This window comes from Streptomyces sp. SJL17-4 (assembly GCF_036826855.1).
Lineage (GTDB): Bacteria > Actinomycetota > Actinomycetes > Streptomycetales > Streptomycetaceae > Streptomyces.
In genome coordinates this window covers 640,003-664,909 of the sequence record NZ_CP104578.1, presented here as the reverse complement: position 1 = coordinate 664,909, position 24,907 = coordinate 640,003, and the positions used below count along the sequence as shown (strand labels likewise).

Annotated in this window: 24 protein-coding genes; 18 read left to right on the top strand and 6 right to left on the bottom strand. The window is 71.4% G+C overall.

All coding sequences use genetic code 11. The features are described 5' to 3' along the window. Positions 1–83: 83 nt before the first annotated feature. From N5875_RS02710 to N5875_RS02675, 8 genes are all read left to right on the top strand, one after another. A complete protein-coding gene (locus N5875_RS02710) occupies positions 84–476 on the top strand; it encodes a VOC family protein (RefSeq protein ID WP_318211881.1) in 393 nt (130 codons plus the stop codon). Between the two features lie 233 nt (positions 477–709). Beyond that, positions 710–1,390 carry an ABC transporter permease gene (locus N5875_RS02705; protein ID WP_338491613.1) on the top strand — a complete coding sequence of 227 codons (681 nt, stop codon included), beginning with the start codon at positions 710–712 and terminating at the stop codon, positions 1,388–1,390. A gap of 63 nt (positions 1,391–1,453) precedes the next feature. Next, complete coding sequence (locus tag N5875_RS02700) at positions 1,454–2,128, top strand: ABC transporter permease (RefSeq protein ID WP_338491611.1); 675 nt, start codon at positions 1,454–1,456, stop codon at positions 2,126–2,128. A 44-nt stretch (positions 2,129–2,172) separates the two neighbouring features. Further along, on the top strand, positions 2,173–3,096 hold the full coding sequence (locus tag N5875_RS02695) for an ABC transporter substrate-binding protein (protein WP_338499059.1): 924 nt from the start codon (positions 2,173–2,175) through the stop codon (positions 3,094–3,096). A 137-nt stretch (positions 3,097–3,233) separates the two neighbouring features. Beyond that, a complete protein-coding gene (locus tag N5875_RS02690) occupies positions 3,234–4,718 on the top strand; it encodes a cellulase family glycosylhydrolase (protein WP_338491609.1) in 1,485 nt (494 codons plus the stop codon). A gap of 76 nt (positions 4,719–4,794) precedes the next feature. Continuing rightward, complete coding sequence (locus tag N5875_RS02685; RefSeq protein WP_338491607.1) at positions 4,795–6,102, top strand: alpha/beta fold hydrolase; 1,308 nt, start codon at positions 4,795–4,797, stop codon at positions 6,100–6,102. A 144-nt stretch (positions 6,103–6,246) separates the two neighbouring features. Beyond that, positions 6,247–7,179, top strand: a complete 933-nt coding sequence (locus tag N5875_RS02680; RefSeq protein WP_318211876.1) for an SIS domain-containing protein — start codon at positions 6,247–6,249, stop codon at positions 7,177–7,179. After that, the gene (locus tag N5875_RS02675; RefSeq protein WP_338491605.1) at positions 7,176–7,928 is read left to right on the top strand and encodes a PIG-L deacetylase family protein; all 753 of its coding nucleotides are present in this window, start codon (positions 7,176–7,178) and stop codon (positions 7,926–7,928) included. The genes N5875_RS02680 and N5875_RS02675 overlap by 4 nt, the downstream gene beginning before the upstream one ends. Before the next feature lie 60 nt (positions 7,929–7,988). Here N5875_RS02675 and N5875_RS02670 read toward each other — a convergent pair whose 3' ends face one another. From N5875_RS02670 to N5875_RS02660, 3 genes are all read right to left on the bottom strand, one after another. Next, the gene (locus N5875_RS02670; RefSeq protein ID WP_338491603.1) at positions 7,989–8,492 is read right to left on the bottom strand and encodes a GNAT family N-acetyltransferase; all 504 of its coding nucleotides are present in this window, start codon (positions 8,490–8,492) and stop codon (positions 7,989–7,991) included. 71 nt (positions 8,493–8,563) lie between these two features. After that, positions 8,564–9,343: a VOC family protein gene (locus N5875_RS02665; protein WP_318211873.1), complete on the bottom strand. Its 780-nt coding sequence runs from the start codon at positions 9,341–9,343 to the stop codon at positions 8,564–8,566. A 103-nt stretch (positions 9,344–9,446) separates the two neighbouring features. Then, on the bottom strand, positions 9,447–10,403 hold the full coding sequence (locus N5875_RS02660) for an NAD(P)/FAD-dependent oxidoreductase (protein ID WP_318211872.1): 957 nt from the start codon (positions 10,401–10,403) through the stop codon (positions 9,447–9,449). A 66-nt stretch (positions 10,404–10,469) separates the two neighbouring features. On the opposite strand from N5875_RS02660, the gene N5875_RS02655 reads away from it, so the two are divergent. The 6 genes from N5875_RS02655 to N5875_RS02630 all read left to right on the top strand — a co-directional run bounded on the left by N5875_RS02655 (position 10,470) and on the right by N5875_RS02630 (position 16,918). Then, positions 10,470–11,060: an XRE family transcriptional regulator gene (locus N5875_RS02655; RefSeq protein WP_338491602.1), complete on the top strand. Its 591-nt coding sequence runs from the start codon at positions 10,470–10,472 to the stop codon at positions 11,058–11,060. Between the two features lie 68 nt (positions 11,061–11,128). After that, the gene (locus N5875_RS02650) at positions 11,129–12,097 is read left to right on the top strand and encodes an NADPH:quinone oxidoreductase family protein (protein ID WP_338491601.1); all 969 of its coding nucleotides are present in this window, start codon (positions 11,129–11,131) and stop codon (positions 12,095–12,097) included. Next, complete coding sequence (locus tag N5875_RS02645) at positions 12,094–13,275, top strand: acyl-CoA dehydrogenase family protein (RefSeq protein WP_338491600.1); 1,182 nt, start codon at positions 12,094–12,096, stop codon at positions 13,273–13,275. Before N5875_RS02650 ends, N5875_RS02645 begins: the two co-directional genes overlap by 4 nt. Next, a complete protein-coding gene (locus N5875_RS02640; protein ID WP_318211868.1) occupies positions 13,272–14,378 on the top strand; it encodes an acyl-CoA dehydrogenase family protein in 1,107 nt (368 codons plus the stop codon). The genes N5875_RS02645 and N5875_RS02640 overlap by 4 nt, the downstream gene beginning before the upstream one ends. Before the next feature lie 436 nt (positions 14,379–14,814). Next, positions 14,815–16,212, top strand: a complete 1,398-nt coding sequence (locus N5875_RS02635) for a hypothetical protein (protein ID WP_338491597.1) — start codon at positions 14,815–14,817, stop codon at positions 16,210–16,212. 118 nt (positions 16,213–16,330) lie between these two features. Then, the gene (locus N5875_RS02630; RefSeq protein WP_318212961.1) at positions 16,331–16,918 is read left to right on the top strand and encodes a hypothetical protein; all 588 of its coding nucleotides are present in this window, start codon (positions 16,331–16,333) and stop codon (positions 16,916–16,918) included. Between the two features lie 53 nt (positions 16,919–16,971). On the opposite strand, the gene N5875_RS02625 is transcribed toward N5875_RS02630, so the two are convergent. The 3 genes from N5875_RS02625 to N5875_RS02615 all read right to left on the bottom strand — a co-directional run bounded on the left by N5875_RS02625 (position 16,972) and on the right by N5875_RS02615 (position 19,074). Beyond that, the gene (locus N5875_RS02625) at positions 16,972–17,259 is read right to left on the bottom strand and encodes a hypothetical protein (protein WP_318212960.1); all 288 of its coding nucleotides are present in this window, start codon (positions 17,257–17,259) and stop codon (positions 16,972–16,974) included. Continuing rightward, on the bottom strand, positions 17,252–17,758 hold the full coding sequence (locus N5875_RS02620) for a hypothetical protein (protein ID WP_318212959.1): 507 nt from the start codon (positions 17,756–17,758) through the stop codon (positions 17,252–17,254). Before N5875_RS02620 ends, N5875_RS02625 begins: the two co-directional genes overlap by 8 nt. Positions 17,759–17,838: 80 nt before the next feature. Continuing rightward, positions 17,839–19,074, bottom strand: coding sequence for a hypothetical protein (locus N5875_RS02615; RefSeq protein ID WP_338491594.1), 1,236 nt, complete (start codon positions 19,072–19,074; stop codon positions 17,839–17,841). 361 nt (positions 19,075–19,435) lie between these two features. On the opposite strand from N5875_RS02615, the gene N5875_RS02610 reads away from it, so the two are divergent. From N5875_RS02610 to N5875_RS02595, 4 genes are all read left to right on the top strand, one after another. Then, on the top strand, positions 19,436–21,361 hold the full coding sequence (locus tag N5875_RS02610) for a M28 family peptidase (protein WP_338491592.1): 1,926 nt from the start codon (positions 19,436–19,438) through the stop codon (positions 21,359–21,361). Between the two features lie 111 nt (positions 21,362–21,472). After that, positions 21,473–23,089, top strand: a complete 1,617-nt coding sequence (locus tag N5875_RS02605) for an ABC transporter substrate-binding protein (RefSeq protein WP_338491591.1) — start codon at positions 21,473–21,475, stop codon at positions 23,087–23,089. Beyond that, complete coding sequence (locus N5875_RS02600; RefSeq protein ID WP_338491590.1) at positions 23,086–24,078, top strand: ABC transporter permease; 993 nt, start codon at positions 23,086–23,088, stop codon at positions 24,076–24,078. The genes N5875_RS02605 and N5875_RS02600 overlap by 4 nt, the downstream gene beginning before the upstream one ends. Further along, on the top strand, positions 24,071–24,907 hold the full coding sequence (locus N5875_RS02595) for an ABC transporter permease (RefSeq protein ID WP_318210585.1): 837 nt from the start codon (positions 24,071–24,073) through the stop codon (positions 24,905–24,907). The genes N5875_RS02600 and N5875_RS02595 overlap by 8 nt, the downstream gene beginning before the upstream one ends.

The following is a 24,907-nucleotide window of genomic DNA, read 5'->3' as shown; positions in this document are numbered from 1 at the left end:
CGTCACCCTGAGCGGCGGGCGGCGGGCACTCGGCGGATCCTGGAAGGGGTGCCTCGGAACGGGCCCCCGGAAAGGAGCACGCCATGTTCGGCGAAACCCCGGCTTTCAGCGGTTTCTCGGTCGACGACCTGGACGCCGCCCGGCGCTTCTACGGCGAGACCCTCGGGCTTGAGGTGGGCGAGGAGGGGCAGGGCGACATGCGGATGCTCTTCCTGACCCTGGCGGGCGGGGCCCGGGTCTTCGTCTACCCGAAGGACAACCACACCCCCGCCACCTTCACGATCCTCAACTTCCAGGTCGACAACATCGACGGGGCCGTGGACGAGCTGACGGGACGCGGAGTGACCCTGGAGCGCTACGACGGATTCGAGGCCGACGCGAAGGGCATCGTGCGGGTCGACGGCGGACCGGCCATCGCGTGGTTCAAGGACCCAGCGGGCAACGTCCTGGCGGTACTCCAGGAAAGCGGCGGCTGACCGGCGTCGCCCGGATGTCGACCCGGCCCGTCCGGCGGCGTCGCCCGGATGTCGACCCGGCCGTCCGGCGGCGTCGACCAGGCGCCGACCCAGCTGTCCGGCGGCGTCGCCCGGCTGCCGACCCAACCGTCCGGCGGCCTGCCGGGGCGCCGACGTAGCCCTCCGGCGCCGTTGCCGCCCCCGAACGGACCGGCCCGCGTGCGCCCCGGCCCCGTACCGCCTCGAATGGGAGGGTGATCGCGCAGCCCGACGACTGCCTCGCCCGCAACGAGTGGATCTGCGGTGCCTATCTCTCCACCCGGAGCGAGATCCTCACCGACGCCGTCGTCCAGCACCTCCAGCTGACGGCCGTCTCCGTCGCCCTCGGCCTGGTGCTCGCCCTCCCCCTCGCGGTCGCCGCCCGCCGGTGGCGTCCGGCGGCCGGGCCGATCCTCGGGGTCACCACGCTCCTGTACACGATTCCGGCGCTCGCGATGTTCTCGCTGCTCCTGCCCGTGTACGGACTGTCCGCCGCCCTGGTCGTGGCCGGCCTCGTCCTGTACTCCCTCACCCTCCTCGTCCGGAACATCCTGGCCGGGCTCCGCGCCGTCCCCGAGGAGACCCGCCAGGCCGCCCGCGGTCTCGGGTACGGGCCCGTCCGGCTCCTGCTCGCGGTCGAGCTGCCGCTCGCCGTACCCGCCGCCATGGCCGGGCTCCGGATCGCCACCGTCTCGGCCGTCTCCCTCGTCACGATCGGCGCGATCGTCGGCCACGGCGGACTCGGCAACCTCATCTACTCGGGCATGAACACCTACTTCAAGGCCCAGGTGCTCACCGCCTCCGTGCTCTGCGTCGTGATCGCGGTCGCCGCCGACCTGCTCCTGCTCGGCGCGCAACGCCTGCTCACCCCCTGGACCCGCGGGCAGGCCGCATGACCGCCGCCGCGACCCGCGGGCGGGCCGCATGACCACCACCTCCCGCACCCGAGGGCGGGCCGTATGACCACCCTCGCCGACGCCTGGTCCTGGCTCACCACCTCCGCCCACTGGTCCGGCGAGAACGGCATCGGGCACCGGCTCGCCGAGCACCTCTTCCTCACCGTCGTCTGCCTCGCCATCAGCTGTGCGATCGCCCTGCCCGTCGCCCTCGTCCTCGGGCACCTCGGCAAGGGCGGCGCGCTCGCCGTGAACCTCTCCAACGTCGGCCGGGCCGTTCCCACCTTCGCCGTCCTCGTCCTTCTCCTCCTCAGCCCGATCGGCTCGTACGGAGAGTGGCCGACGATCATCGCGCTCGTCCTGTTCGCCGTCCCGCCGTTGCTGACCAACGCGCACGTGGGGATGCGGGGCGTCGATCCCGACGTCGTACGGGCCGCCCGGGGCATGGGCATGACGGGCCGCCAGACCCTGACCCAGGTGGAAGTGCCGCTCGCGCTGCCGCTGATCCTGACCGGTGTGCGGATCGCCGCCGTCCAGCTCGTCGCCACCGCCACCGTCGCCGCGCTCGCCGGCGGAGGCGGGCTCGGCCGGATCATCACGGCAGGGTTCAACCTCGCCTCCACCCCGCAGGTCGTCGCCGGGGCCTGCCTCGTCGCCGTACTGGCGCTGCTCGTGGAAGGGGTCTTCGAGGGTGTCCGGCGCCTCACGCCCGTCGGCGTACGGAGGAGCGGCACGTGACCGGACCGCCGCGGCCGCTCCGGGCCGCCCGCCTCGGCCTCCTCCTGGCGGCCTGCGCCGTCCTCGGCGGCTGCGCCGCGGGCCCCTCCCTGGAGGCGCAGGGCGAGGTCACGGCTCCGCCGGGGGACAGCCGCCATCTGACCGTCGGCTCGGCCGGCTTCACCGAGAGCGATCTGCTGGCCCAGATGTACGCACTGCTCCTGGAGGACGCCGGATACGGTACGAAGATCCTCTCCGTCACCAACCGGGAGCTGTACGAACCGGCCCTGGAGCGCGGTCAGATCGATGTCGTGGCGGAGTACGCGGCGACCTTCGCCGACTGGCTGAGCGCCAAGGCCAACGGGGCCGACGCACCGACCGTCGGCTCGCCCGACCTGGACGCCACGATGAAGGCGCTCCGCGGGCTCGCCACACCCCGCGGGCTCACCGTCCTCGACGCGGGCCGAGCCGTCGACCAGAACGCCTTCGCCGTCACCACCGCCTTCGCCGCCGAGCACCGCCTCAAGACCCTCAGCGACCTCGGCGCCACCGGCCTCCCCGTACGCCTCGCGGCGGGTGACGAATGCGTGAGCCGCCCGTACTGCGCCCCTGGTCTCAGGGAGGTCTACGGCATCGACGTGACCGCCGTCGACCCCAAGGGCGTCGGTACCACCCCGGCCAAGCAGGCCGTCCGGGACGGCCAGGACCAGCTGGTGCTCACCACGACCACCGATGCCACGCTCGACGAGTTCGGGCTCGTGCTGCTCGCCGACGACAAGCGCCTGCAGAACGCCGACAACATCGTCCCCGTCGTCAACCGCGCCCGCGCCGGGAGCGAGGGCGTCACCCGCGCGCTCTCCCGCCTCAACGCGGTGCTCACCACGGCCGATCTGAGGCTGCTCAACGAACAGGTGGACAGCTGGCGGCGCCTCCCGGAGGACGTGGCGCGGGCGTACCTCCAGGAGAAGAAGCTCGTTCCGGCCACCTGAACCGGGGTTCACGTTCGGGAACCAATCCCACGTACCTGACCCTGAGTTCTTGTCATGCCCCTTGCGGGTGCGCACCGGGGGCTGCTATCCATCCGATAGGAAACTTTCCTTCCAGTCAATCGTTCCGGGAGACCCCCATGACTTCGGCACGATCCGTACGACCCCGCCCCGGAATCGCCGGGCGACCCACCGTCCGACGCCTCGGCGTCGCCGGAACCGCCCTCGGCGCCCTGCTCCTCGGCCTCGCCGTCACCCCGCCCACCGCGACCGCCGCCCCCGTCACGTACGAGGCGGAGACGGCCACCGTCTCCCAGGGCGCCGTCGAGTCCAACCACACCGGATTCACCGGCACCGGATTCGTCAACTACGACAACACCACCGGCAGTTACGTCCAGTGGAACGTCAACGCGGCCCAGGCGGGCACCGCGACCCTCACCCTGCGCTACGCCAACGGCACCACCACCGACCGCCCCATGGACATCGCCGTCAACGGCGCCGTCGCCGCCTCCGGCAAGTCCTTCGCCGGCACCGGCGCCTGGACCAGCTGGGCGACCACCACCGTCACCACCACCCTCAAGGCCGGCGCCAACACGATCCGCGCCACCGCCACCACCGCCAACGGCGGCCCCAACGTCGACCAGATCAAGGTCGACAACGCCACCACCCCGCCGCCCACCGGCACCACCCCCGCCGCGATCAACGGCCAGCTCACGGTCTGCGGCACCAAGCTCTGCAACACGTACAACAAGCCGATCCAGCTGCGCGGCATGTCCAGCCACGGCACCCAGTGGTACAGCCAGTGCCTGACCGGCGGCTCGCTCGACGCCCTCGCCAAGGACTGGAACGCCGACGTCCTGCGCGTCTCCACATACGTCCAGGAGGAGGGCTACGAGACCGATCCGCGCAAGTACACCGACCTCGCCCACTCCCTCATCGAGCAGGCCACCGCGCGCGGCATGTACGTGATCGTCGACTGGCACATGCTCGACCCGGGCGACCCGCACTACAACCTCGCCCGTGCCAAGACCTTCTTCACCGAGATCGCCCAGCGCCACGGCTCCAAGACCAATCTGCTGTACGAGATCGCCAACGAGCCCAGCGGCGTCGCCTGGTCCCGCATCAAGAGCTACGCCGAGCAGCTCATCCCGGTCATCCGAGCCAAGGACGCCGAGACCCCGATCCTCGTCGGCACGCGCGCGTGGTCCTCGTTCGGAGTCTCCGAGGGCGCGAACGAGTCCGAGGTCGTGTCCAACCCGGTGAACGCGACCAACATCATGTACACCTTCCACTTCTACGCGTTCTCGCACCGCGACGAGTACCTGAACACCCTCTCCCGCGCCGCCGACAAGCTGCCCGTCTTCGTCACCGAGTTCGGCACCCAGAACTACGCCGGCGAGGGCAGCAACGACTTCGCGATGTCGCAGCGCTTCCTCGACCTCATGGCCACCAAGAAGATCAGCTGGGTCAACTGGAACTTCTCCGACGACGAGCGCAGCGGCACGGTCTTCAAGACCGGCACCTGCGACGCCGGCGGCCCCTGGGCGGGCACCGGCTCGCTGAAGCCCGCCGGCGTCTGGATCCGGGACCGCATCAGGACGGCGGACAACTTCCCGACCTCCTGACGCCCCTCCTCCGGTACGCCCCCGCCATGTGATCCACTGTCCTGGCGGGGGCGTACCGAACAGGAGCAGGAACAGCGTGACCACCTACCGGCAGCCGGGACTCGTCCTCACCGACCACCGCTTCCCCGTCCCCCTCGACCACGCCCGCCCCGACGGCGAGCGGATCGAGGTCTTCGGCCGTGAGGTCGTCGCGAGCGGCACCGACGGCCCGGACCGCGAGCGGCTCCCCTGGCTGGTCTACCTGGAGGGCGGTCCCGGCTTCGGCGCCCGCCGGTTCATCGGTCCGCAGGCCTGGCTCGGCCGGGCCGTCCGGGAGTTCCGGGTCCTCCTCCTCGACCAGCGGGGCACCGGCCGCTCGACCCCCGCCAACCGCCAGACGCTGCCGCTCCGTGGCACCCCCGCCGAGCAGGCCGACTACCTCGCCCACTTCCGCGCCGACTCGATCGTCAAGGACTGCGAGCTCATCCGGCGCCGACTCACCGGCGGCGCCCCCTGGACCGTCCTCGGCCAGAGCTTCGGCGGCTTCTGCGCCACCCACTACCTCTCGACCGCGCCCCAGGGCCTGGAGCGCGTCCTGATCACCGGCGGCCTGCCCTCCCTGTACGCCACCGCCGACGAGGTCTACCGCGCCGCCTACCCCCGTATCAGCCGCAAGAACGAGGCCCACTACACCCGCTACCCGCAGGACGCCGAACGGGCCCGCGCCGTCGTCGCCCACCTCCTCGACCACGAGGTCACCCTGCCCGGCGGCGGCCGGCTCACCCCCGAGGCCTTCCAGTCCCTCGGCATCCTCCTCGGCTCCGGCGAGGGCACCCACCAGCTCCATCTGCTCCTGGAGGGCGCGTTCGTCCCCACCCCCGGCGGGCCCGCGCTCGCCGACGCCTTCCTGGAGCAGGTCCAGGCCCAGCTGTCGTACGCGGGACACCCGCTGTACGCCGTGCTCCACGAGGCCATCTACGCCCAGGGGACGGGCCCCACCGACTGGGCGGCCGAGCGGGTCCGCGCCGAGTACCCCGAGTTCGACGCCCGCACCGCGCTCTCCGAGGGCCGGCCGCCGCTCTTCACCGGCGAGACCGTCCACCCCTGGCACTTCACCACCGACCCCGCCCTTCGCCCGCTCCGCGAGACTGCGGAACTCCTCGCCGCCCGCGCCGACTGGGCCCCGCTGTACGACCCCGAGCGCCTGGCCGCCAACCGGGTCCCGGTCGCCGCGGCCGTCTACCACGACGACATGTACGTGGACACCGGCCACTCCCTGGACACCGCGCGCACGATCCGCGGCCTGCGCACCTGGGTGACGGACGAGTTCGAGCACGACGGGGTACGCGCCGGGGGACCCCGCGTCCTGGACCGGCTGCTCGCGCTCGCCCGCGACGAGATCTGACCACCCAGGGGTGGTGCGAGCGCGGCCGGCGGCGCGCAAAAGTCCAAGGGGTGAGCCGCCTCTGCTCATGGAGTGCAACGTAGGGATGCCGGTAGAACTCGGTCCGGGCTCCGTGCGGGGGCCTTCCGAGGAGAGGACCCGGACATGAGCACCCATGTCAGCGCGGAGATCGCCGGCCAGCCCGACTGCTGGCGCCGCGCCGCCGAGATCGCCGACCGCGACGCCGACCTGCTGCCGGCCCGCGGCGAGCGGGTGGCGGTGGTCGGCTGCGGCACCTCGTACTTCATCGCCCGCGCCTACGCGGCGCTGCGTGAGTCCCTCGGCGCGGGCGAGACCGACGCGTTCCCCGCCTCCGACTCCACGCCGCTCGGGCGCGGTTACGACCGGATCGTGGCCCTCAGCCGCTCCGGCACCACCACGGAGGTCGTCCAGCTCCTCGCCGGCGCGGCGGGACGCCTCCCGACCCTCGTCCTCACCGGCGTGCCGGACAGCCCCGCCGGGCAGCTCGCCGACCGGGTCGTCGACCTGGGGTTCGCCGACGAACGCTCCGTCGTCCAGACCCGGTTCGCGACCACAGCGCTCCAACTCCTGCGCGCGGGACTCGGGGTGGACCTCGGGCCCGCCATCGCCGACGCCGAGCTCGTCCTCTACGAGCGGCTGCCCGCCGCGTGGGAACGGCGCGGACAGTTCACGTTCCTCGGCACCGGCTGGACCGTCGGACTCGCCGACGAGGCGGCCCTCAAGCTGCGCGAAGTGGCCCGCGTCTGGACGGAGTCGTACGCGGCGATGGAGTACCGCCACGGCCCGATCAGCATCAGCGACCGGTCCAGCCTGGTGTGGTGCCTCGGTCCCGCACCCTCGGGACTGAAGGACGAAGTGGAGTCCACGGGCGCCCTGTTCGCGGCCGACGCGATCGACCCGGTGGCCGCGCTCGTCCGCGCCCAGCGGCTCGCGGTCGCGCTCGCGGTGCGCCGCGGACTCAACCCGGACCGGCCGAGGAACGTCTCGCGTTCGGTGATCCTTTCCGGAGCGTTCCGCCCGACCGCGTCGGAGGCGGCCCGTATCCTGCGGTCATGACCGGAACCGATGTCACGGACCTCGCGGAGATGCCCGGCGACTGGCAGCGCGCCCTCGCCGTCGTCGCCCACCCCGACGACCTGGAGTACGGCTGCGCGGCGGCCGTCGCCGCCTGGACGGACGCCGGCAAGGAGGTGGTCTACGTCCTCGCGACCCGCGGTGAGGCCGGCATCGACACGATCGCCCCGGACGCCTGCGGTCCGCTGCGCGAGCGGGAGCAGCGGGACAGCGCCGCGGTCGTCGGCGTGGACACGGTGGAGTTCCTCGACCACCGCGACGGTGTGATCGAGTACGGGCTCGGGCTGCGCCGCGACATCGCCGCGGCGATCCGCAGGCACCGCCCGGAGCTCGTCATCACCCTCAACCACCGGGACACCTGGGGCGGGAGCCCCGGCGCCCCCTGGAACACCCCCGACCACGTGGCCGTGGGCCGGGCCACGCTCGACGCGGCCGGGGACGCGGGCAACCGCTGGATCTTCCCCGAACTGGCCGACGAGGGACTCGCGCCCTGGAACGGGGTGCGCTGGGTGGCGGTCGCGGCGTCCAGCACCCCGACCCACGCGGTGGACGCCGCCCCGGGCCTGGACCGCGCGATCCGCTCACTGCTCTGCCACCGCGCCTACATCGAGGTGCTGACGGACGAGGACCCGGAGCAGTACGTCCGGTCCTTCCTCACCGCGACGACGAGCCAGGCCTCCGCCCGCTTCGGCGGCCGCCCGGCGGTGGCCTTCGAACTCTTCGGGCGCTGACGGAGCGGAGCGCGGGGCTTGGTCGTCGGGGGCGGCGGGCCGGCACGTGGGGGCCCGCCGTCAGGGGCGCCGGGTCAGTACGCGGGTGGTGCTGCCGTCGTCCTCGGTGATGTCCCGGACGTGCTCGAATCCGATTTTGCCGAGCAGCTTCAGCGAGGCGACGTTGGGCTCGGCCACGGTGGCGTGCACCTCGGCCAGGCCGAGCGTGCCGAAGCCGTGGGCCACGAGGGCCTCGACCACCTCCGTACCGAGCCCCGAACCCCAGGCCGCCGTGGCGAGCGCGTAGACGATCTCGTGCCCGCCGACGTCCTCGGACGGCTTGATCTCGGCATGCCCGACCAGCACCCCGTCCCGGCGCACGGCCCAGACGGCGAACAGCTCCTGGGCGTAGACCTTCGTGAAGATCCGCCCGAACAGAGCCCGGTCGTCCTCCTCGGGCGCAGGGCCGCCGTCACCCATCCACGCCGACACCTTCGGATCCTGGAAGATCGCCACGAAGGCCTCCTCGTCCGCGGGGACGTAAGGCTCGAGCAGGAGGCGTTCGGTGCGCAGCGTCGGGATCATGAACGGCGACGCTACCCACCGGGCACCGATCGGGCAATCGACTTTCGCCGGGGGGGAACGGTGCTGTCCGGTCAGCCCATCGGAGCGGGCTTCAGCACCGCGAAGGCCGCGCCGAAGGGGTCGGCGAGCCAGGCGATGCGGCCGACGTCCGGGATGTCGGCCGCGGGCATCAGGACCGAACCGCCGTTGCCCTGTGCCGCCGTGACGATCGCGTCCGCGTCCGCGACGTCGAAGTAGACGATCCAGCGCGGGCCCTCGTTCGTGTCCTGGAGTTCGGCGGTGCCGCCGAAGGAGGCGTCCTGCTGGTCGCCTTCGGCGGTGGAGAGGACCCGGTACTTCATGCCGGGGGCGTCCATCTCCGCCGACCGCCAGCCGAACAGGGTCCGGTAGAACGCCACGGCACCCTCCGGATCGGCGGTGTGGAGTTCGACCCAGACGAGGGTGTTCGTCGAGGACGTCCGGTCGAGTCCCTTGGTCGTACCGGGCTGCCAGATCGCGAACTGAGCGCCGCCCGGGTCGGTGAGGGCACCCATCCGCCCCGCGTCCATGACGTCCATCGGCGCGACGCGTACGGTGCCGCCCGCCGACTCGGTGTCCTTCGCTGTGGCGTCCGCGTCCGGGGTCTGGAAGTACACGGTCCAGGCGCTGCTCGCGCCCTCCTCGGTGAGCGGCCCGAGTGCGGCGACCGTCCTGCCGTCCTGCTGGAAGAAGCCGTAGCCGCCGGCTTCGGGACCCGCCGAGAGGAACTCCCAGCCGAAGACGGCGGTGTAGAAGGCGGCCGCCGCCTCCGTGTCGGGGCTGCCGAGGTCGATCCAGCAGGGAGAGCCCTTGGTGAACTGCGTACCGAGCATGGGAGGTGTCCCGTCCTTCCGAGGTCCGATGCGGTGCCGTTTCCGGCCACCACGACCGATCCTCGCCCCTCCTTCCACCCGGCGCAGCCTCAACCGCCGCGGTTCATCCGACCGGCCGACCGGCCACCTTCTCCTCCAGGTCGCCGAAGACCAGCTCGTTGTTGAGCGCGGCGGCGGCGCGGTAGCCCCGGCTCACCGCGTTGACCACCTGTTCCTGCGGTCCCGTCACGTTCCCGGCCGCCCACACGCCCGGCACGCTCGTCCGCCCCACCTCGTCCACCGCCACGAACTCCCCGAACGGGGTCTCGCGCAGCTCCGCGCCGAGCTGCCGCAGCACCCCGTCCCGGGCCGCCAGGCGCGACGCCGCGGCGAAGACCACCGAGCGGGCCACGGTCCGCCCGTCGGCGAGCCGCACCCCGGTCAGCCGGTCGTCCTCCACCGCGAAGCCCGCCACCTCGCCCCGCTCGACCCGGACGCCCGCCGCGTCCAGGAGCGCCGCCTCGTGCTCCGACGGCTCGGCCGAGGTGTGCAGGAACAGGGTCACGTCCTTCGACCAGTGCGCCACCATCAGCGCCTGGTGCGCGGGCATCGTGGGATGCGCGATCACCCCGAAGGCCTCGTCACGGACCTCCCAGCCGTGGCAGTACGGGCAGTGCAGCACGTCCCGTCCCCACCGCTCGGCCAGCCCGTCGATCGCGGGGAGCTCGTCGACGAGCCCCGTCGTGACGACGAGCCGCCGTGCGCCGACCGTGTCCCCGTCCGCCAGGGTGAGGACGAAGCCGCCCTCCCCGTCCGCTGCCGCGCCCGTCACCTCGCCGGTCCGCAGCTCGACGCCGTACCCGGCGACCTCGGCCCGGCCGGCCGCCAGATAGTCGGCCGGGCTCATGCCGTCCCGGGACAGGACGCCCTGCATGTGTGCGGTGGGCGCGTTCCGCGGCTCGCCGGCGTCGACGACCAGGGTCCGGCGCCGGGACCGGCCGAGCACCAGGGCGGCGCTGAGCCCCGCCGCGCCCCCGCCGACCACCACTGCCTCGTATGTGTTCTCCAGGTGTGCGTTCATGGGCCGAGCGTCACCCGAGTCCACGAGAAGAGCAAGCAAGCTTGCCGTTTCTGCAAAACTGGACGTATGACCGAAGACGATCGCATCGACGCCGTGCTCAACGAGGTCGGCCCCCGGCTCCGCCGGGTCCGCCGCGACCGCGGGGTGACCCTGGCCGAGCTCTCCGCGGACACCGGGATCTCCGTGAGCACCCTCTCCCGGCTGGAGTCCGGGCAGCGCAGGCCCAGCCTCGAACTCCTCCTGCCGCTCGCCCGCGCCCATCAGGTCGCGCTCGACGAACTGGTCGGCGCCCCGGCGACCGGCGACCCCCGGATCCGGGCCAAGCCGATCGTGCGCCACGGCCGCACGATGTTCCCGCTGACCCGGCAGCCCGGCGGCCTCCAGGCGTACAAGGTCATCCAGGAGAGGCCGCAGCAGGAGGAGCCGGAGCCGCGCGTCCACGAGGGCTACGAATGGCTGTACGTGCTCTCCGGCAGGCTCAGGCTCGTCCTCGGCGAGCACGACGTCGTCCTCGGCCCCGGAGAGGCGGCCGAGTTCGACACCCGAGTCCCGCACTGGTTCGGCCCGACGACCGACGGCCCGGTGGAGTTCCTGAGCCTGTACGGGCCGCAGGGGGAGCGGATGCACGTCCGCGCCCGCCCGAAGAAGTCCGACTGAGTGGTTCCCCTGGGAGCAAGCGACCGCTTAGTATGCGACCGACCGCTCGGTACGGAGGAGGCTTCCGGATGCAGGCATGGCGTGTGTACGAGAACGGGGAACCGCGCGCGGTGATGCGCCGCGAGGAGGTGGCACCGCCCACGCCCGGCGACGGCCAGGTCCTCCTCAAGGTCCGCGCCGCGAACGTCAACTTCCCCGACGCGCTGCTCTGCCGCGGCCACTACCAGATCCGCCCCCCGCTGCCCTTCACCCCCGGCGTCGAGGTCTGCGCCGAGACCGAGGACGGCCGTCGCGTCATCACCACCGCCGCCCTCCCGCACGGCGGCTTCGCCGACCACGTCCTGGCCGACGCCCGCGGGCTGCTCCCCGCGCCCGAGTCGCTCGACGACGCCGAGGCCGCCGCGCTCCACATCGGCTACCAGACCGGCTGGTTCGGCCTGCACCGCCGCGCCGCCCTCCAGGAGGGCGAGACCCTCCTGGTCCACGCGGCGGCCGGCGGCGTCGGCAGCGCCGCCGTCCAGCTCGGCAAGGCCGCGGGTGCCACCGTCATCGGGGTCGTCGGCGGACCGGAGAAGGCCGCCGTCGCCCGCGCGCTCGGCTGCGACGTGGTGATCGACCGGCGCTCGGAGGACGTCGTCGCCGCCGTCAAGGCCGCGGCCGGCGGCCGCGGCGCCGACGTCATCTACGACCCCGTGGGCGGCGAGGCCTACCAGCAGTCCGCGAAGTGCGTCGCCTTCGAGGGCCGGATCGTGATCGTCGGTTTCGCGAGCGGTACCGTCCCGGCGCCCGCCCTCAACCACGCACTGGTGAAGAACTACTCCGTCCTCGGCCTCCACTGGGGCCTCTACGCGGCGAAGGACCCGGCCTCGATCGGCCGCTGCCACGAGACCCTCACGGCCTATGCGGCCAAGGGCCTCATCAAACCCCTCATCGGCGAACGCGTCCCCTTCGCGGGCGCGGCGGACGCCGTCCAGCGGGTCGCCGACGGCACCACCACCGGCCGCCTGGTCGTCCTCCCGGAAGGAGCCCACGCATGACCGACGCCGAGGAACTCCTCGTACGCACCAGGAAGTTGCTGGACGAGCACCCGCCCGCCACGACCGACCGCACCGACTTCCTGCGCGCCCGTTTCGACGCCGGCCTCGCCTGGGTGCACTACCCCGTCGGACTCGGCGGGCTCGACGCGCCCCGCGCGCTCCAGGCCGTCGTCGACGCCGAACTCGCCGCCGCCGGGGCCCCCGACAACGACCCGCGCAAGATCGGCATCGGCCTCGGCATGGCGGCCCCCACCGTCCTCGCCCACGGCACCGACGAGGTCAAGCGGCGCTTCCTCCGCCCGCTGTGGGTCGGCGAGGAGGTCTGGTGCCAGCTGTTCAGCGAGCCCGGGGCCGGATCCGACCTCGCCGCGCTCGCCACCCGGGCCGTCCGCGACGGCGAGGACTGGGTGGTGGACGGGCAGAAGGTGTGGACCTCCAGCGCCCACACGGCCCGCTGGGCCATCCTCATCGCCCGCACCGACCCGGACGCCCCCAAGCACCGGGGCATCACCTACTTCGTCTGCGACATGACCGACCCCGGTGTCGAGGTCCGGCCGCTGCGCCAGATCACCGGCGAGGCCGAGTTCAACGAGGTCTTCCTCACCGGCGTCCGCATCCCCGACGCCCACCGCCTCGGCGAGATCGGCGACGGCTGGCGGGTCGCCCAGACCACCCTCATGAACGAACGGGTCTCCATCGGCGGAGCCCGTATCCCCCGCGAGGGCGGCATGATCGGGAAGGTCGCCACGACCTGGCGCGAGCGCCCCGAACTGCGCACCCACGACCTGCACCGGCGCCTCCTCGACCACTGGGTCGACGCCGAGGTCGCCCGGCTCGCCGGGGAACGGCTCCGCCAGCAGCTCGTCGCAGGCCGCCCCGGCCCCGAGGGCAGCGCCATGAAGCTCGCGTTCGCCCGCCTCAACCAGGCCATCAGCGGCCTCGAAGTCGAACTCCTCGGTGACGAGGGCCTGTTGTACGGGGAGTGGGAGATGCGCCGCCCCGAACTCGTCGACTTCACCGGCCGCGACGCCGGCTACCGCTATCTGCGGTCCAAGGGCAACTCGATCGAGGGCGGCACCAGCGAGGTGCTGCTCAACATCGTCGCCGAGCGGGTCCTGGGCCTGCCGCCCGAGCCCCGTAACGACAAGGACGTCGCCTGGAAGGACCTCGCCCGATGACCGAGACGACCGAGACGGCCGAGCCGTCGCTCGACCTGCTCTACTCCGAGACCGAGGACGACCTGCGGGCCGCCGTTCGCGCCCTGCTCACCGACCGGGCCGGCCACCAGGACCTGCTCGGCCGGATCGAGACGGACAGCCCCTACGTCCCCGGCCTGTGGAAGTCCCTCGCGGGCGACATCGGCGTCGCCGGACTGCTCGTCCCGGAGAAGCTCGGCGGCCAGGGCGCGAGCCACCGCGAGGCCGCCGTCGTCCTGGAGGAGCTGGGCCGCGCGGTGACCCCGCTGCCCTACCTCACGAGCGCGGTGGTGGCCACCGAGACCCTGCTAGCCCTGGCGGGGGAGAGCGACGCGGCGGCCGGACTCCTCGCGGAGCTGGCGGGCGGCCGCACGGTCGCGGTCCTCGCCGTACCGCTGTCGACCGCGCCCGAAGCGGAACTCCCGCTCGGTGAGTCGGTCGCGGCGGTCGCCGACGCCACCGCCGCCGACGTGTTCCTCGTCCTGCGGGCCGACGGCCTGTACGCCGTACCCGCCGACGAGGCGACCGTCGAGCCGCAGACCCCGCTCGACCTCACGCGTCCCCTGGCCGCGGTCACCACCGGCGCCGGGAGCGGAGCCCGGCTCGCGGGACCCGACGCGGCCCGCGCGGCGGTCCGGCGCGGCCTGCTCGCCGGGGCAGGACTCCTCGCCTCGGAGCAGCTCGGCCTCGCCGAGTGGTGCCTGGAGGAGACCGTCCGATACACCCGTGAGCGCCACCAGTTCAACCGGCCGGTGGGCTCCTTCCAGGCGCTCAAGCACCGCATGGCCCAGCTCTGGCTGGACCTCGTGGGGGCCCGGGCGGCGGCCCGCGCCGCCGCCGACGCCCTCGCCACCGGCAGCGCGGACGCCCCGCTGATCGTGGCCGTCGCGCAGGCGCACTGCTCCAAGGTCGCCGTCCGGGCGGCCGAGGAGTGCGTGCAGCTGCACGGCGGGATCGGGATGACCTGGGAGCACCCGGCGCACCTGGCGCTCAAGCGGGCCAAGTCGGACCAGATCGCGCTCGGCTCCACGGGCCGGCACCAGGACGCGATCGCCGCCCTGGTGGACCTCCCGGCCCCTGCGTAAGGAGCCACTGCCTTCTGCGAGGCCCGGGGCGAGGCGCGGGTCGGCACGGCCGGTATCCGGCCGTGCCGACCGACTTCGGCGACACTCTGAATGCGCCCCCTTCACGCCCCATCGATGCGCTGCGTGCGCCTCCGTGGTCCTCATATGCCTTACAGAGCAAGCCAGTTGAAGGTTGAACCGGCATCGTGTGGAAACCCGCCACGGCCGCGTTCCCTCGATCGGTTGGTGATCGCGGCCCGCTCGGCCCAGCAGGCCTTGTCAGACGCTCGCCGTCTGTGGATCGCTGGGTCACGCCGGTCGACGAGCGTCGCCTGAGGAGGCTGAAGGAGGTTCGCTCGACTGGTGGTGGAGAGCAGGGGCGTCTGCGCTCGACACGAGCGGGAGCGATCTGCTGGGGGGAAGCGAGAGACCTTCGACCTCGAAAGGCGAGACCTTCATGGCACTTCCCCCCTGCGATGGCGGGCATTGCAACACCGTGGATCCGGAGATCCAGGCCGCGTGCACGGCAGCCGGCTGGCCGGGCGGCACCCCCGTTCCCACCCGTGACATCAACGGCGTGCTCTGTACCTGTCCGTGCTCCTGTCTGGCGTTCGGGACGATGGTGGAGGGCAGTAACGCGTTCAAGGCGATCGAGACGTTCGTCGTCGGGGACGAGATCATGGCCACGGGTGTGGACCTGGACTGGTCCCCGCGACCGGTCGTGTTCTCCGCGGGCACCACGGGTGCCTCACGGCAGAAGAACACGGTCCTGGTCCGGTACCAGAACACCGCGATCGCGGTGACCCACGACCATCTGTTCCTCCTGGCCGGCGAGGACAAGGAACTCAAGCGCGCGGACCGGCTGACGACCCAGGACCGGCTCGTCTCGCCCGACGGCCAGGCCGTGGAGATCAAGGGAGTTCACATCGGCGAGTACCTGGCCGGGTTCCACCACGTCGCGGCCACGAACACCGACCCGATCGGCGAGGGCCTGGAAGGGCACCTGCTCAACACCAACGGGATCGTCTCCGCCGACTACGCCGTCCAGGTCACCGCGCTGAGCCAGAGCGTGGCCGGGTTCCGCGCGGACCGCAACGAGTCCGCGCCCGTGGTGGGCTCGGACGAATACATCGCGGCCCATGGCCGGGAGTGTCTGCAGACCCCGGAACTCCCCGCGGGTTTCGACGGTCAGAGCGCGATCTCGATCGCGAGTGTCAACGCCGCCGACGCGGACCTGGCCAGCGGCACGTTCATCCCCGCCGAGGCCACCCTCGTGCGTGTTCCCGACGACGCGTGCAGCTTCCTGCCCCCTGACGTCGCCGAGGCGAAGAAGGCCTCCCCGAAGCGGAGTTTCAGCGACGCCACCTCACGCGAACTCGCCGAGAACCTCATCACCCACCACCGCGCGTTCTACCCCGACGTCACCTACCACCTCGACTGGGCGAGCACCGAGGTCAATGCCTATGCCTGGGTCGAGAACGGTGTGAGGCACGTCGACCTCAAGGGCGGACTCGTCCGCGACATGGACCTGGAGATCGAGGGCGTTTCCCTCGTCCTCGCTCACGAACTCGCCCACCACTACGGCGGCCCGCCCGTCGGCGGCAGCGGACTGTCCTGCGAGGGACAGGCCGACTACCGCGGTGTCAGCGTCGTCATGCGCAAGGTGTGGTTCCAGGAGCACTACTTCCTGATGGCGGACCCCGCCATCGCGCAGATGGCCGCCTTCTTCGGCGTTCCCAACAGCCCCACCGCCCCCGGCGGCAGCGCCGGCTGCGCCCACCCCGCAGGCGCCTGCCGCATCGCGACCTACCACGCCGCCGTCACCTTCACCGGAAAACCCGCCTGCGCAGGCTAGCGGACCGGTCGCCCACCTTCGGGTGAGCGGGCCGTGAACGGGCGCTCGACCGGGATCGCCTTCCCGGTCGAGCGCCCCCCTGGAGTCACCACCACGAATCCGGAAAGCGAGTGTGTCGGTGAGTTTTCCGACGGAAGCCGAGTCTCTCTTCAAGGAAATCGTCCGTTCCGTTATGGACGCGCCGGATCCAATCGATGCCGTGCGGGCAGCTGCGGGAAGAGGGGCCGCCGACTCGTTGTCCCCGAGTCCGCTGCGGAGCGCAGTCGAGAAACGTACTCTGATCGACGAGATCTTCAAGGCCCACGGCAAGGTCAAGTCCTATTGGATGCAGGAGGACGGGGTCAGTATTGACCAGGTCCCCTTTGTGTTCATGTTGAACAACATTCGTGGGCTATTGGACGACAATTACCTCTACCCGGCGGTAAGGGAATTCCTGCCGGATGGCGATGCGCTGGTGGAGAGGTTCCTTGTCGATGATCACGAGGTTCATCGAGGGCATTTCGAACTTATCGCGCTTCGCCAGGACGGAGAACTCGCCTCGTTCCTCGAACGGACCAGGACGCTCGCCCCCCTTGTCCTGGAGAACATTCGTGCCCACGAGGAGGAAATGGTCCTTCCGCTGCATGATGCCGCTCCCGCGGAGAGGCTGGTCGCGTTGGGCGCCGAGGCCCGCGAGGAGCTCGCTGACTTCTACCTCTGGTTCTAGTCGTACGCGAAGGTGGCCGCCAGGAATCCTGGCGGCCACCTTGTTCGCGCGGTCTACGGGGCTTCGACCGAGTCCGTGATCGTGAACCCTCTGCCGGTTTCCCGGGCCTGCGGTCCCGCGTCGTAGTCGGATACGGATCCCGTCACCCAGAGGGATTCCGACTGGAGAGCGGTGGTGGCGTCGAAGTCCGAGAGGCCCCTCCCGTGCCAGGTGACACGCGAGACCGTGGCGACGAGGACCTCCGACGCGTCGATGAGCTCGAAGCAGAACGTGGGCGGGATGAAGCTGCGTACCCCGTTGTCCACGACCCGGACCGGCCGATCGACCTGCTGGTCAGTCACTCTCCGCTGCCCATCGGCCGTCAGGGCAGCTCTCGGTGGGCAGCTTCGTCTTGCGGCGCACGTCGCAGCCGCACAGCCCGCACACGCTCTTCTCCCGGGCGGCTGTACCTGTCAGGCGGTACAGCTTGCTCGTGGACGGAAGGGACAGGTGCTCACAGCCCCGACAGGCGTCCATCCGCTTCTCGTGCACCTCGTCGGAGACCCGGCCGAAGCCGGACGCGGCCCAGCGCGCCATGGCGACGCTCGCGCGGGACAGCAGCTCTCCGGTGCGGATGGCCGAAGGCGCCGGTTCGGCGGTCTCAGGACCCAGCAGGAGGTCCAGCATCATGGGGTCGGTCCGGCACATTTCGAGGTGGTGGAGGTAGAAGGGGTCCTCCGTGATGCGTGTCAGCACCGATTCCGTCAGCCGCTGGGGCGGGATCCCCAACTGCCGCGCGATGCTCGCGGGGCTTTCCTCCGGGGCCGCCGACGCGTCCTGAGAAGCATGCGATGTGGCCATCTTCGTTCCAGACTCCTTGGTCCGTACCGATCCCGGATCGGATCGATGCTCGGTCACGTTCGTTCACCGCTTCTCTGCCGCTAGCCTGCGCAGGCGGGTTTTCCGGTGAAGGTGACGGCGGCGTGGTAGGTCGCGATGCGGCAGGCGCCTGCGGGGTGGGCGCAGCCGGCGCTGCCGCCGGGGGCGGTGGGGCTGTTGGGAACGCCGAAGAAGGCGGCCATCTGCGCGATGGCGGGGTCCGCCATCAGGAAGTAGTGCTCCTGGAACCACACCTTGCGCATGACGACGCTGACACCGCGGTAGTCGGCCTGTCCCTCGCAGGACAGTCCGCTGCCGCCGACGGGCGGGCCGCCGTAGTGGTGGGCGAGTTCGTGAGCGAGGACGAGGGAAACGCCCTCGATCTCCAGGTCCATGTCGCGGACGAGTCCGCCCTTGAGGTCGACGTGCCTCACACCGTTCTCGACCCAGGCATAGGCATTGACCTCGGTGCTCGCCCAGTCGAGGTGGTAGGTGACGTCGGGGTAGAACGCGCGGTGGTGGGTGATGAGGTTCTCGGCGAGTTCGCGTGAGGTGGCGTCGCTGAAACTCCGCTTCGGGGAGGCCTTCTTCGCCTCGGCGACGTCAGGGGGCAGGAAGCTGCACGCGTCGTCGGGAACACGCACGAGGGTGGCCTCGGCGGGGATGAACGTGCCGCTGGCCAGGTCCGCGTCGGCGGCGTTGACACTCGCGATCGAGATCGCGCTCTGACCGTCGAAACCCGCGGGGAGTTCCGGGGTCTGCAGACACTCCCGGCCATGGGCCGCGATGTATTCGTCCGAGCCCACCACGGGCGCGGACTCGTTGCGGTCCGCGCGGAACCCGGCCACGCTCTGGCTCAGCGCGGTGACCTGGACGGCGTAGTCGGCGGAGACGATCCCGTTGGTGTTGAGCAGGTGCCCTTCCAGGCCCTCGCCGATCGGGTCGGTGTTCGTGGCCGCGACGTGGTGGAACCCGGCCAGGTACTCGCCGATGTGAACTCCCTTGATCTCCACGGCCTGGCCGTCGGGCGAGACGAGCCGGTCCTGGGTCGTCAGCCGGTCCGCGCGCTTGAGTTCCTTGTCCTCGCCGGCCAGGAGGAACAGATGGTCGTGGGTCACCGCGATCGCGGTGTTCTGGTACCGGACCAGGACCGTGTTCTTCTGCCGTGAGGCACCCGTGGTGCCCGCGGAGAACACGACCGGTCGCGGGGACCAGTCCAGGTCCACACCCGTGGCCATGATCTCGTCCCCGACGACGAACGTCTCGATCGCCTTGAACGCGTTACTGCCCTCCACCATCGTCCCGAACGCCAGACACGAACAGCTGCACGTACAGATCTTCCCGTCAGGGCCCTTGGTGGGAATGGGGTATCCAGCCGGCCAGGCGATGTCTCGACAAACTTCCGCAATCTCCGGGTCAAGGGTATGGCAGTGCGCAGGGGTGCATTGGGGAAGCGGCACGAACGGCCATCCTTTCGTCTATTCGGCAGTTCTTTCCGAATATGCTGCCCGCCTTCTCTCGCCCCGTCGATACCGAGTTCCTGAAGTTCCATCAATTGGCTCAGAGATCTTCAAATACGTATTCCTGGGGAGATGTGCGGTTGCGCCCGTGGAATCGAAGGGCCATCGTGGAAGACGGGGAGTCAGGAGAGTTGTATCCATGCCTGACATCGAAACCGTCGCCTTCCTCGACATAGGCGGCACGGTCGGATCCGTCCGCGTGTCGTCGAACGGCCGGGAGAACGTGGATCTCCTCGTCTACCCGTACGTACCCGGCGTGCTGGCGGATCTCCGCGCCAGGGACGTACGCCTGGGAATCCTCTCCGATCGAGGCACCGTTCCCGAGGCCGCCGTCAGCGCGGCGCTCGATCGTGCCGGTCTACTGCCCTCTTTCGAGCCCGAGTTGATCCTGTACGGGAAGAAGGACTCGACTCTGCTCTTCGAGCAGGCGGCGGTCGCGGCCGGAGCGGGCACGGCCGGCGAGAGGCCACGACTGCTGTTCGTCGGAGAGGACGCCGCCGAGCGGGCCTTCGCCCTCCGCGCCGACTTCCTGGTCGCGCCCCATCCGAGCCTCGCGCTCACCGTGCTCGACGGCGGTGCTCCGCTGCGCTATCTGCGTATCCGCGTGCCCGCGGGAGCGAAGGACGGGGACTGGCGGGCGGCGCTGCGGTCGCAGCCCGTGGTTCCGCTGCACATCGCCGCGGCGGGCGGAGATGCGTACGAGGTCGAGGTGTACGCCGTCGCGGATGTTTCGACGGCTCTGCGACTGGACGATCTCGGCTTCTTCGTCGACCGCCTCGGCCGGGACGACGAACCGCTGACGACCGATCTCTACCTGCTGCGTGACGACCGCCGGAGCGCCGCCGGATTCGGTTCGGGCGCCGGGAACTCCGCCGACCGCTTCGGCGGCGCCTCGGCGGCGCGGCGCGTGCTCAGTTCCACGATCGAGGGGCTGGTGATCGCGATCCCCGGCGGCGGTTCGGTGGAGCGATACCACTTCCGGGACGCGCGGCACGGCCACAACTCCAAGCTCGTTCCCGCGCCTTCGCTGCTCGACGCGCGTGCCCGTGGGGAGGGCCTTTCCTCCGCTTTCCCCGCCTTCGCGGCCCCCTCGTTGACCACCGCCGAAAGGGAATTGATCGAGCGTCACGTCACGACCGCGCGCATCGAACGCGAAGTGGCGCGCCACTCCGGCGTGGAGCCGGTCGCGGGGGACACCATGATCCGCAGTCGGCACATCCACCACCCGGACAACGTCGTCGCGGTGCGTGCCCTGGTCGACGACATCACGGCGGAGGCAGCGGGCCGACTCGCTGTCCGGACGCACCCGTTCATCCACGAGGGGCGTGCGTACGAGAACGTCGAGGCGGTCCTCGCGGGCACGGGTGCCGATGCCGACGGCGTCGTCCTGGTGACCGCGCACCTGGACTCGACCGCCGCGCGGCAGCCCGGCTACCGCGCCTCCGTCGACCCGGCCCCGGGGGCGGACGACGATGCCAGCGGCGTCGCCGGAGTCCTCGCCGGCCTTACGGCGATACTCGGCCTCGTGGACGAGACCGAGCCGCCTCGTCGGCGCGAGGTCCGCTTCGTGCTCTTCAACGCCGAGGAGCACGGCCGGGTGGGGAGCATCGCGTACGCCCGGGACCAGGCACTGCTCGACACCGACATCGTGGCGGTGCTGCAGATGGACATGATCGGCCACGATGTCGCGCCGCCGGCCACCTTCGAGCTGCACGCCGGTTTCACGCTCTCCGACGACGTGCAGACGCGCTCGCTCCGCATCGCCGACCTGATGGCGGCCATGGCCGCGCAGATCTCGCCGAGCCTGCCGCCCGCGCAGATCTACCCCGGGCCGGGTGGCGGGGCGGACCCCGCCCAGGAGCGGAGCGACCACTACAGCTTCCACGTCCAGGGATATGCCGCCTGCCTCGCGTCGGAGGACTTCTTCGCGGGCCCCGGCCCCGGAACGATCCCGGAGCCCAATCCGAACTACCACCTGCCCGCCGACCGGACGGTCAATCCCGGCTACGCGCGCGACATCGCGCGGGTGGTGGCCGCGGCGGCGTGGACCGCCATGACGCGGTAGGGGCGGACCTCCTCACGTAGTAAGGGGCCCACTGCAGCCTCACCCCTTTACATACTGTTTAATTGCAAGCTGTTCGCAATAACAGTTGATCTCCAAAGGGGTGTGGACACGATGACCGCCCGATTCCTCCGCGGCACGGCCGCCGCGACGCTCGCGGGGGCCGTGGCCCTCACCGCGGCGGCCTGCTCGAACCCCGGCTCCACCGCCGGGGCCTCCGGCGGACCCAAGGATTCCGCGGTCGTCGGCATCGCCTACGAGCCCGAGACCCTCAGCCCCCTCCTCGGCTACGGCAAGGACGGCAACTCCAAGATCTTCGACGGGCTCCTCGCCTTCGACGCCGACATGAAGCTGCGGCCGGCGCTCGCCACCGAGCTGCCGCACATCGGCGACGGCGGACTCACCTACACGTACACCCTCCGCGACGGGGTCACCTTCAGCGACGGCGCCCCGTTCACGGCCAAGGACGTCGTCTTCACCTACCGGACGATCCTCGACCCGAAGACGAACAACGCCTCGCGCACCGAACTCGACGCCCTCAAGAGCGTCGAGGCGGTCGGCGACGACACCGTCGTCTTCCACCTCAAGTACCCCTACGCGCCCTTCGCCGAGCGCACCGTCCACGCCATCGCCCCCGAGCACGTCGTGGCGAAGCAGGACGTCAACACCGGCGCCTTCACCACCGAGCCGATAGGCACCGGCCCCTACGTCCTCACCGGCTGGTCCAAGGGCGAGAAGCTCAGCTTCAAGGCCAACCCGACCTACTGGAACGGCGCGCCCGCGGTGAAGAAGTTCACCATGGCGATCATCAAGGACGACGACGTCCGCGCCACCCGGCTCCGCGCCGGCGACCTCGACGGCGCCGTCCTGCCGCCCAACCTCGCCGCCGGATTCAAGGGCGACAAGGCGAAGAAGACCTGGCGGGCGAAGACCTACGACTACCGCACGGTCACGCTCCCCACCCACCACAAGGTCTCCGGCGACACCGCCGTCCGCCGCGCCCTCGACATCGCCGTCGACCGGCAGGCCATGGTCGACAAGATCCTCGAAGGCGCCGGAAAGCCCGCCTACGGGCCCGTCCCCACCGACAGCCCCTGGTTCGCGAAGGGCACCGAGCGCCGCCACGACCTCGCCGGCGCGCAGAAGATCCTCGACGAGGCAGGCTGGAAGCCCGGCCCCGACGGCATCCGCGTCAAGAACGGCGTCCGCGCCGCCTTCCCGCTCTGGTACCTCTCCGGCGACAAGCTCCGCCAGGACCACGCCCTCGCGTATGTCTCCGACGCCAAGAAGGCCGGCATCGACATCACCGCCCAGGCCGGCACCTGGGAGGTCATCGAGCCCCGGATGAAGACCGACGCCGTCCTCGCCGGCGGCGGCGCGCCCGGCGACCCCGACTTCGACCAGTACCTGCTCCTGACGTCGAGCCTCGCCGGCGACGGCTTCAACAACATGGCCTGGTACGACAACAAGGCCGTCGACCGCGCCCTCCAGGACGGCCGCCGCACGAACGACCTCACCAAGCGCCGCGCCGCGTACGACACCGTCCAGCGCGAACTGGTGAAGAACCCCGGCTACACCTTCCTCACCCACATCGACCACCTCTACGTCGTCAACGACGCATGGGACGGTCCGAGCACCCAGACCGAGCCGCACGACCACGGTCTCGCCTCCGGCCCCTGGTGGAACGTCGAGACGTGGAAGCCGAAGAGCACCGGAGCGACGAAGAAGTGAGCCACAGCCTCCCCTGGGGGGCCATGGCACGGATGACGGGACGGCGCGCCCTGGCCGCCGTCCCCGTCCTCCTCGCCGTCACCCTCGCGGTGTTCGCCGTCGCCGAAGCCTCCCCGTTCGACCCCGTCAAGGCCTACGCCGGCACCGCGGGACTCACCGCCTCGCAGGAGAACCTCGACCAGCTCCGCGCCAACCTCGGCGTCGACCGGCCCCTCCTCACCCGCTGGTGGGAGTGGCTCACCTCCGCCCTCACCGGCGACCTCGGCGACTCCGCCGTCATGCGCCGGCCCGTGGCCGAGGTCATCGGGGAACGCCTCGGCTGGTCCGTCCTCCTCGCCGTCACCGCGTTCCTCATGGCCATCGCCCTCGGCACCCTCCTCGGTGTCCTCGCCGGGCGCCGCCGCGGCGGCCTGATCGACCGGGCCGTCAGCTCCGTCGCGTACACCCTGGAAGCCGCCCCCGCCTTCTGGCTCGGCCTCCTCGCCATCTGGTTCTTCGCGCTGAAGCTCGGCGCGCTGCCCGCCGGCGGGCTCACCGACACCGCCAGCGACACCGTCACCTTCGACCAGGTCGCCCGCCACCTCGTCCTGCCTGCGCTCGTCCTCGGCATCTCCCAGCTGCCGTGGTTCTTCCTCTACGTCCGCCAGGGCGTCGGCGACGCCCTCGACGAGGACCCCGTACGCGGCGCCCGCGCCCGCGGCCTGCGCGAACCCACCGTCCTCACCGGCCATGCCCTGCGCTCCGGGATGCTGCCCATGCTCACCCTCATCGGCTCCCGCGTGCCCGAGCTGATCACCGGCGCCCTGCTCGTGGAGACCGTGTTCAGCTGGCCCGGCATCGCCGCCGCCACCGTCCAGGCCGCGACCTCCGTGGACTTCCCGCTGCTCGCCGCGCTCACGGTCCTCGCCACCGCCGCCGTACTCCTCGGCAACCTCCTCTCCGACCTCCTGTACGGACTCGCCGACCCGAGGGTGGGCTTCGATGGCTGACCCGCGCACCCACCGCCTGCGGCTCTGGAGCTCCGCCCTCGTCGTCGGCGTCGTCCTCCTCGCGGTCCTGGTCGTCCCGCCGCTCGTCCAGCTCGACGAACAGGCCGTCGACCTCTCGCGGAAACTCCTCCCGCCGTCCTGGGACCACCCCTTCGGCACCGACGACCTCGGCCGTGACCTGCTGCTGCGCTGCGTCTACGGACTGCGGGTCTCGCTGCTCGTCGGCCTGGTCGCCGCGCTCGTGGCCACCGTCGTCGGCACCGCCGTCGGCGCGGCCGCCGGGGCGCTCGGCGGCTGGACCGACCGCACCCTCATGCGGCTCGTCGACGCCTTCTCCTCCGTGCCGCACCTGCTGCTCGGCATCTTCGTGGTCGCCCTCTTCCGGCCCGGCGTCTGGCCGGTGATCGCCTCCGTGGCCGTCACCCACTGGCTGTCCACCGCCCGGATCGTGCGCTCCGAGGTCCTCTCCCTGCGCACCCGGCCCTTCGTCGAGGCCGCGATCTCCGGCGGCGCCACACGGTGGCGCGTCACCGTCCGCCACCTGCTGCCCGCCGTCCTGCCGCAGGCGGGACTCGCGGCCGTCCTGATGGTCCCGCACGCCATGTGGCACGAGTCGGCGCTGTCCTTCCTCGGCCTCGGCCTCCCCAGCCACCAGGCGAGCCTCGGCAACCTCGTCCAGAACGCGCGCTCCTCGCTCCTCGCCGGATACGGCTGGCCGACCCTCTTCCCCGGCGTGCTGCTCATCGTCCCGACGCTCGCCATCGCCGGCCTCGCGGGCGTCTGGCGCGACCGCCTCAACCCGCGCCGCCGATCGGAGCTGATGCTGTGA

What these genes read in the sequence shown, in the direction of transcription:
- N5875_RS02710 (WP_318211881.1), top strand. Translation starts at nt 84, where the DNA reads ATGTTCGGCGAAACCCCGGCTTTCAGCGGTTTCTCGGTCGACGACCTG.
- N5875_RS02700 (WP_338491611.1), top strand. Translation starts at nt 1,454, where the DNA reads ATGACCACCCTCGCCGACGCCTGGTCCTGGCTCACCACCTCCGCCCAC.
- N5875_RS02690 (WP_338491609.1), top strand. Translation starts at nt 3,234, where the DNA reads ATGACTTCGGCACGATCCGTACGACCCCGCCCCGGAATCGCCGGGCGA.
- N5875_RS02680 (WP_318211876.1), top strand. Translation starts at nt 6,247, where the DNA reads ATGAGCACCCATGTCAGCGCGGAGATCGCCGGCCAGCCCGACTGCTGG.
- N5875_RS02675 (WP_338491605.1), top strand. Translation starts at nt 7,176, where the DNA reads ATGACCGGAACCGATGTCACGGACCTCGCGGAGATGCCCGGCGACTGG.
- N5875_RS02670 (WP_338491603.1), bottom strand. Translation starts at nt 8,492, where the DNA reads ATGATCCCGACGCTGCGCACCGAACGCCTCCTGCTCGAGCCTTACGTC.
- N5875_RS02665 (WP_318211873.1), bottom strand. Translation starts at nt 9,343, where the DNA reads ATGCTCGGTACGCAGTTCACCAAGGGCTCTCCCTGCTGGATCGACCTC.
- N5875_RS02660 (WP_318211872.1), bottom strand. Translation starts at nt 10,403, where the DNA reads ATGAACGCACACCTGGAGAACACATACGAGGCAGTGGTGGTCGGCGGG.
- N5875_RS02655 (WP_338491602.1), top strand. Translation starts at nt 10,470, where the DNA reads ATGACCGAAGACGATCGCATCGACGCCGTGCTCAACGAGGTCGGCCCC.
- N5875_RS02650 (WP_338491601.1), top strand. Translation starts at nt 11,129, where the DNA reads ATGCAGGCATGGCGTGTGTACGAGAACGGGGAACCGCGCGCGGTGATG.
- N5875_RS02645 (WP_338491600.1), top strand. Translation starts at nt 12,094, where the DNA reads ATGACCGACGCCGAGGAACTCCTCGTACGCACCAGGAAGTTGCTGGAC.
- N5875_RS02640 (WP_318211868.1), top strand. Translation starts at nt 13,272, where the DNA reads ATGACCGAGACGACCGAGACGGCCGAGCCGTCGCTCGACCTGCTCTAC.
- N5875_RS02635 (WP_338491597.1), top strand. Translation starts at nt 14,815, where the DNA reads ATGGCACTTCCCCCCTGCGATGGCGGGCATTGCAACACCGTGGATCCG.
- N5875_RS02620 (WP_318212959.1), bottom strand. Translation starts at nt 17,758, where the DNA reads ATGGCCACATCGCATGCTTCTCAGGACGCGTCGGCGGCCCCGGAGGAA.
- N5875_RS02615 (WP_338491594.1), bottom strand. Translation starts at nt 19,074, where the DNA reads ATGGTGGAGGGCAGTAACGCGTTCAAGGCGATCGAGACGTTCGTCGTC.
- N5875_RS02610 (WP_338491592.1), top strand. Translation starts at nt 19,436, where the DNA reads ATGCCTGACATCGAAACCGTCGCCTTCCTCGACATAGGCGGCACGGTC.
- N5875_RS02605 (WP_338491591.1), top strand. Translation starts at nt 21,473, where the DNA reads ATGACCGCCCGATTCCTCCGCGGCACGGCCGCCGCGACGCTCGCGGGG.
- N5875_RS02595 (WP_318210585.1), top strand. Translation starts at nt 24,071, where the DNA reads ATGGCTGACCCGCGCACCCACCGCCTGCGGCTCTGGAGCTCCGCCCTC.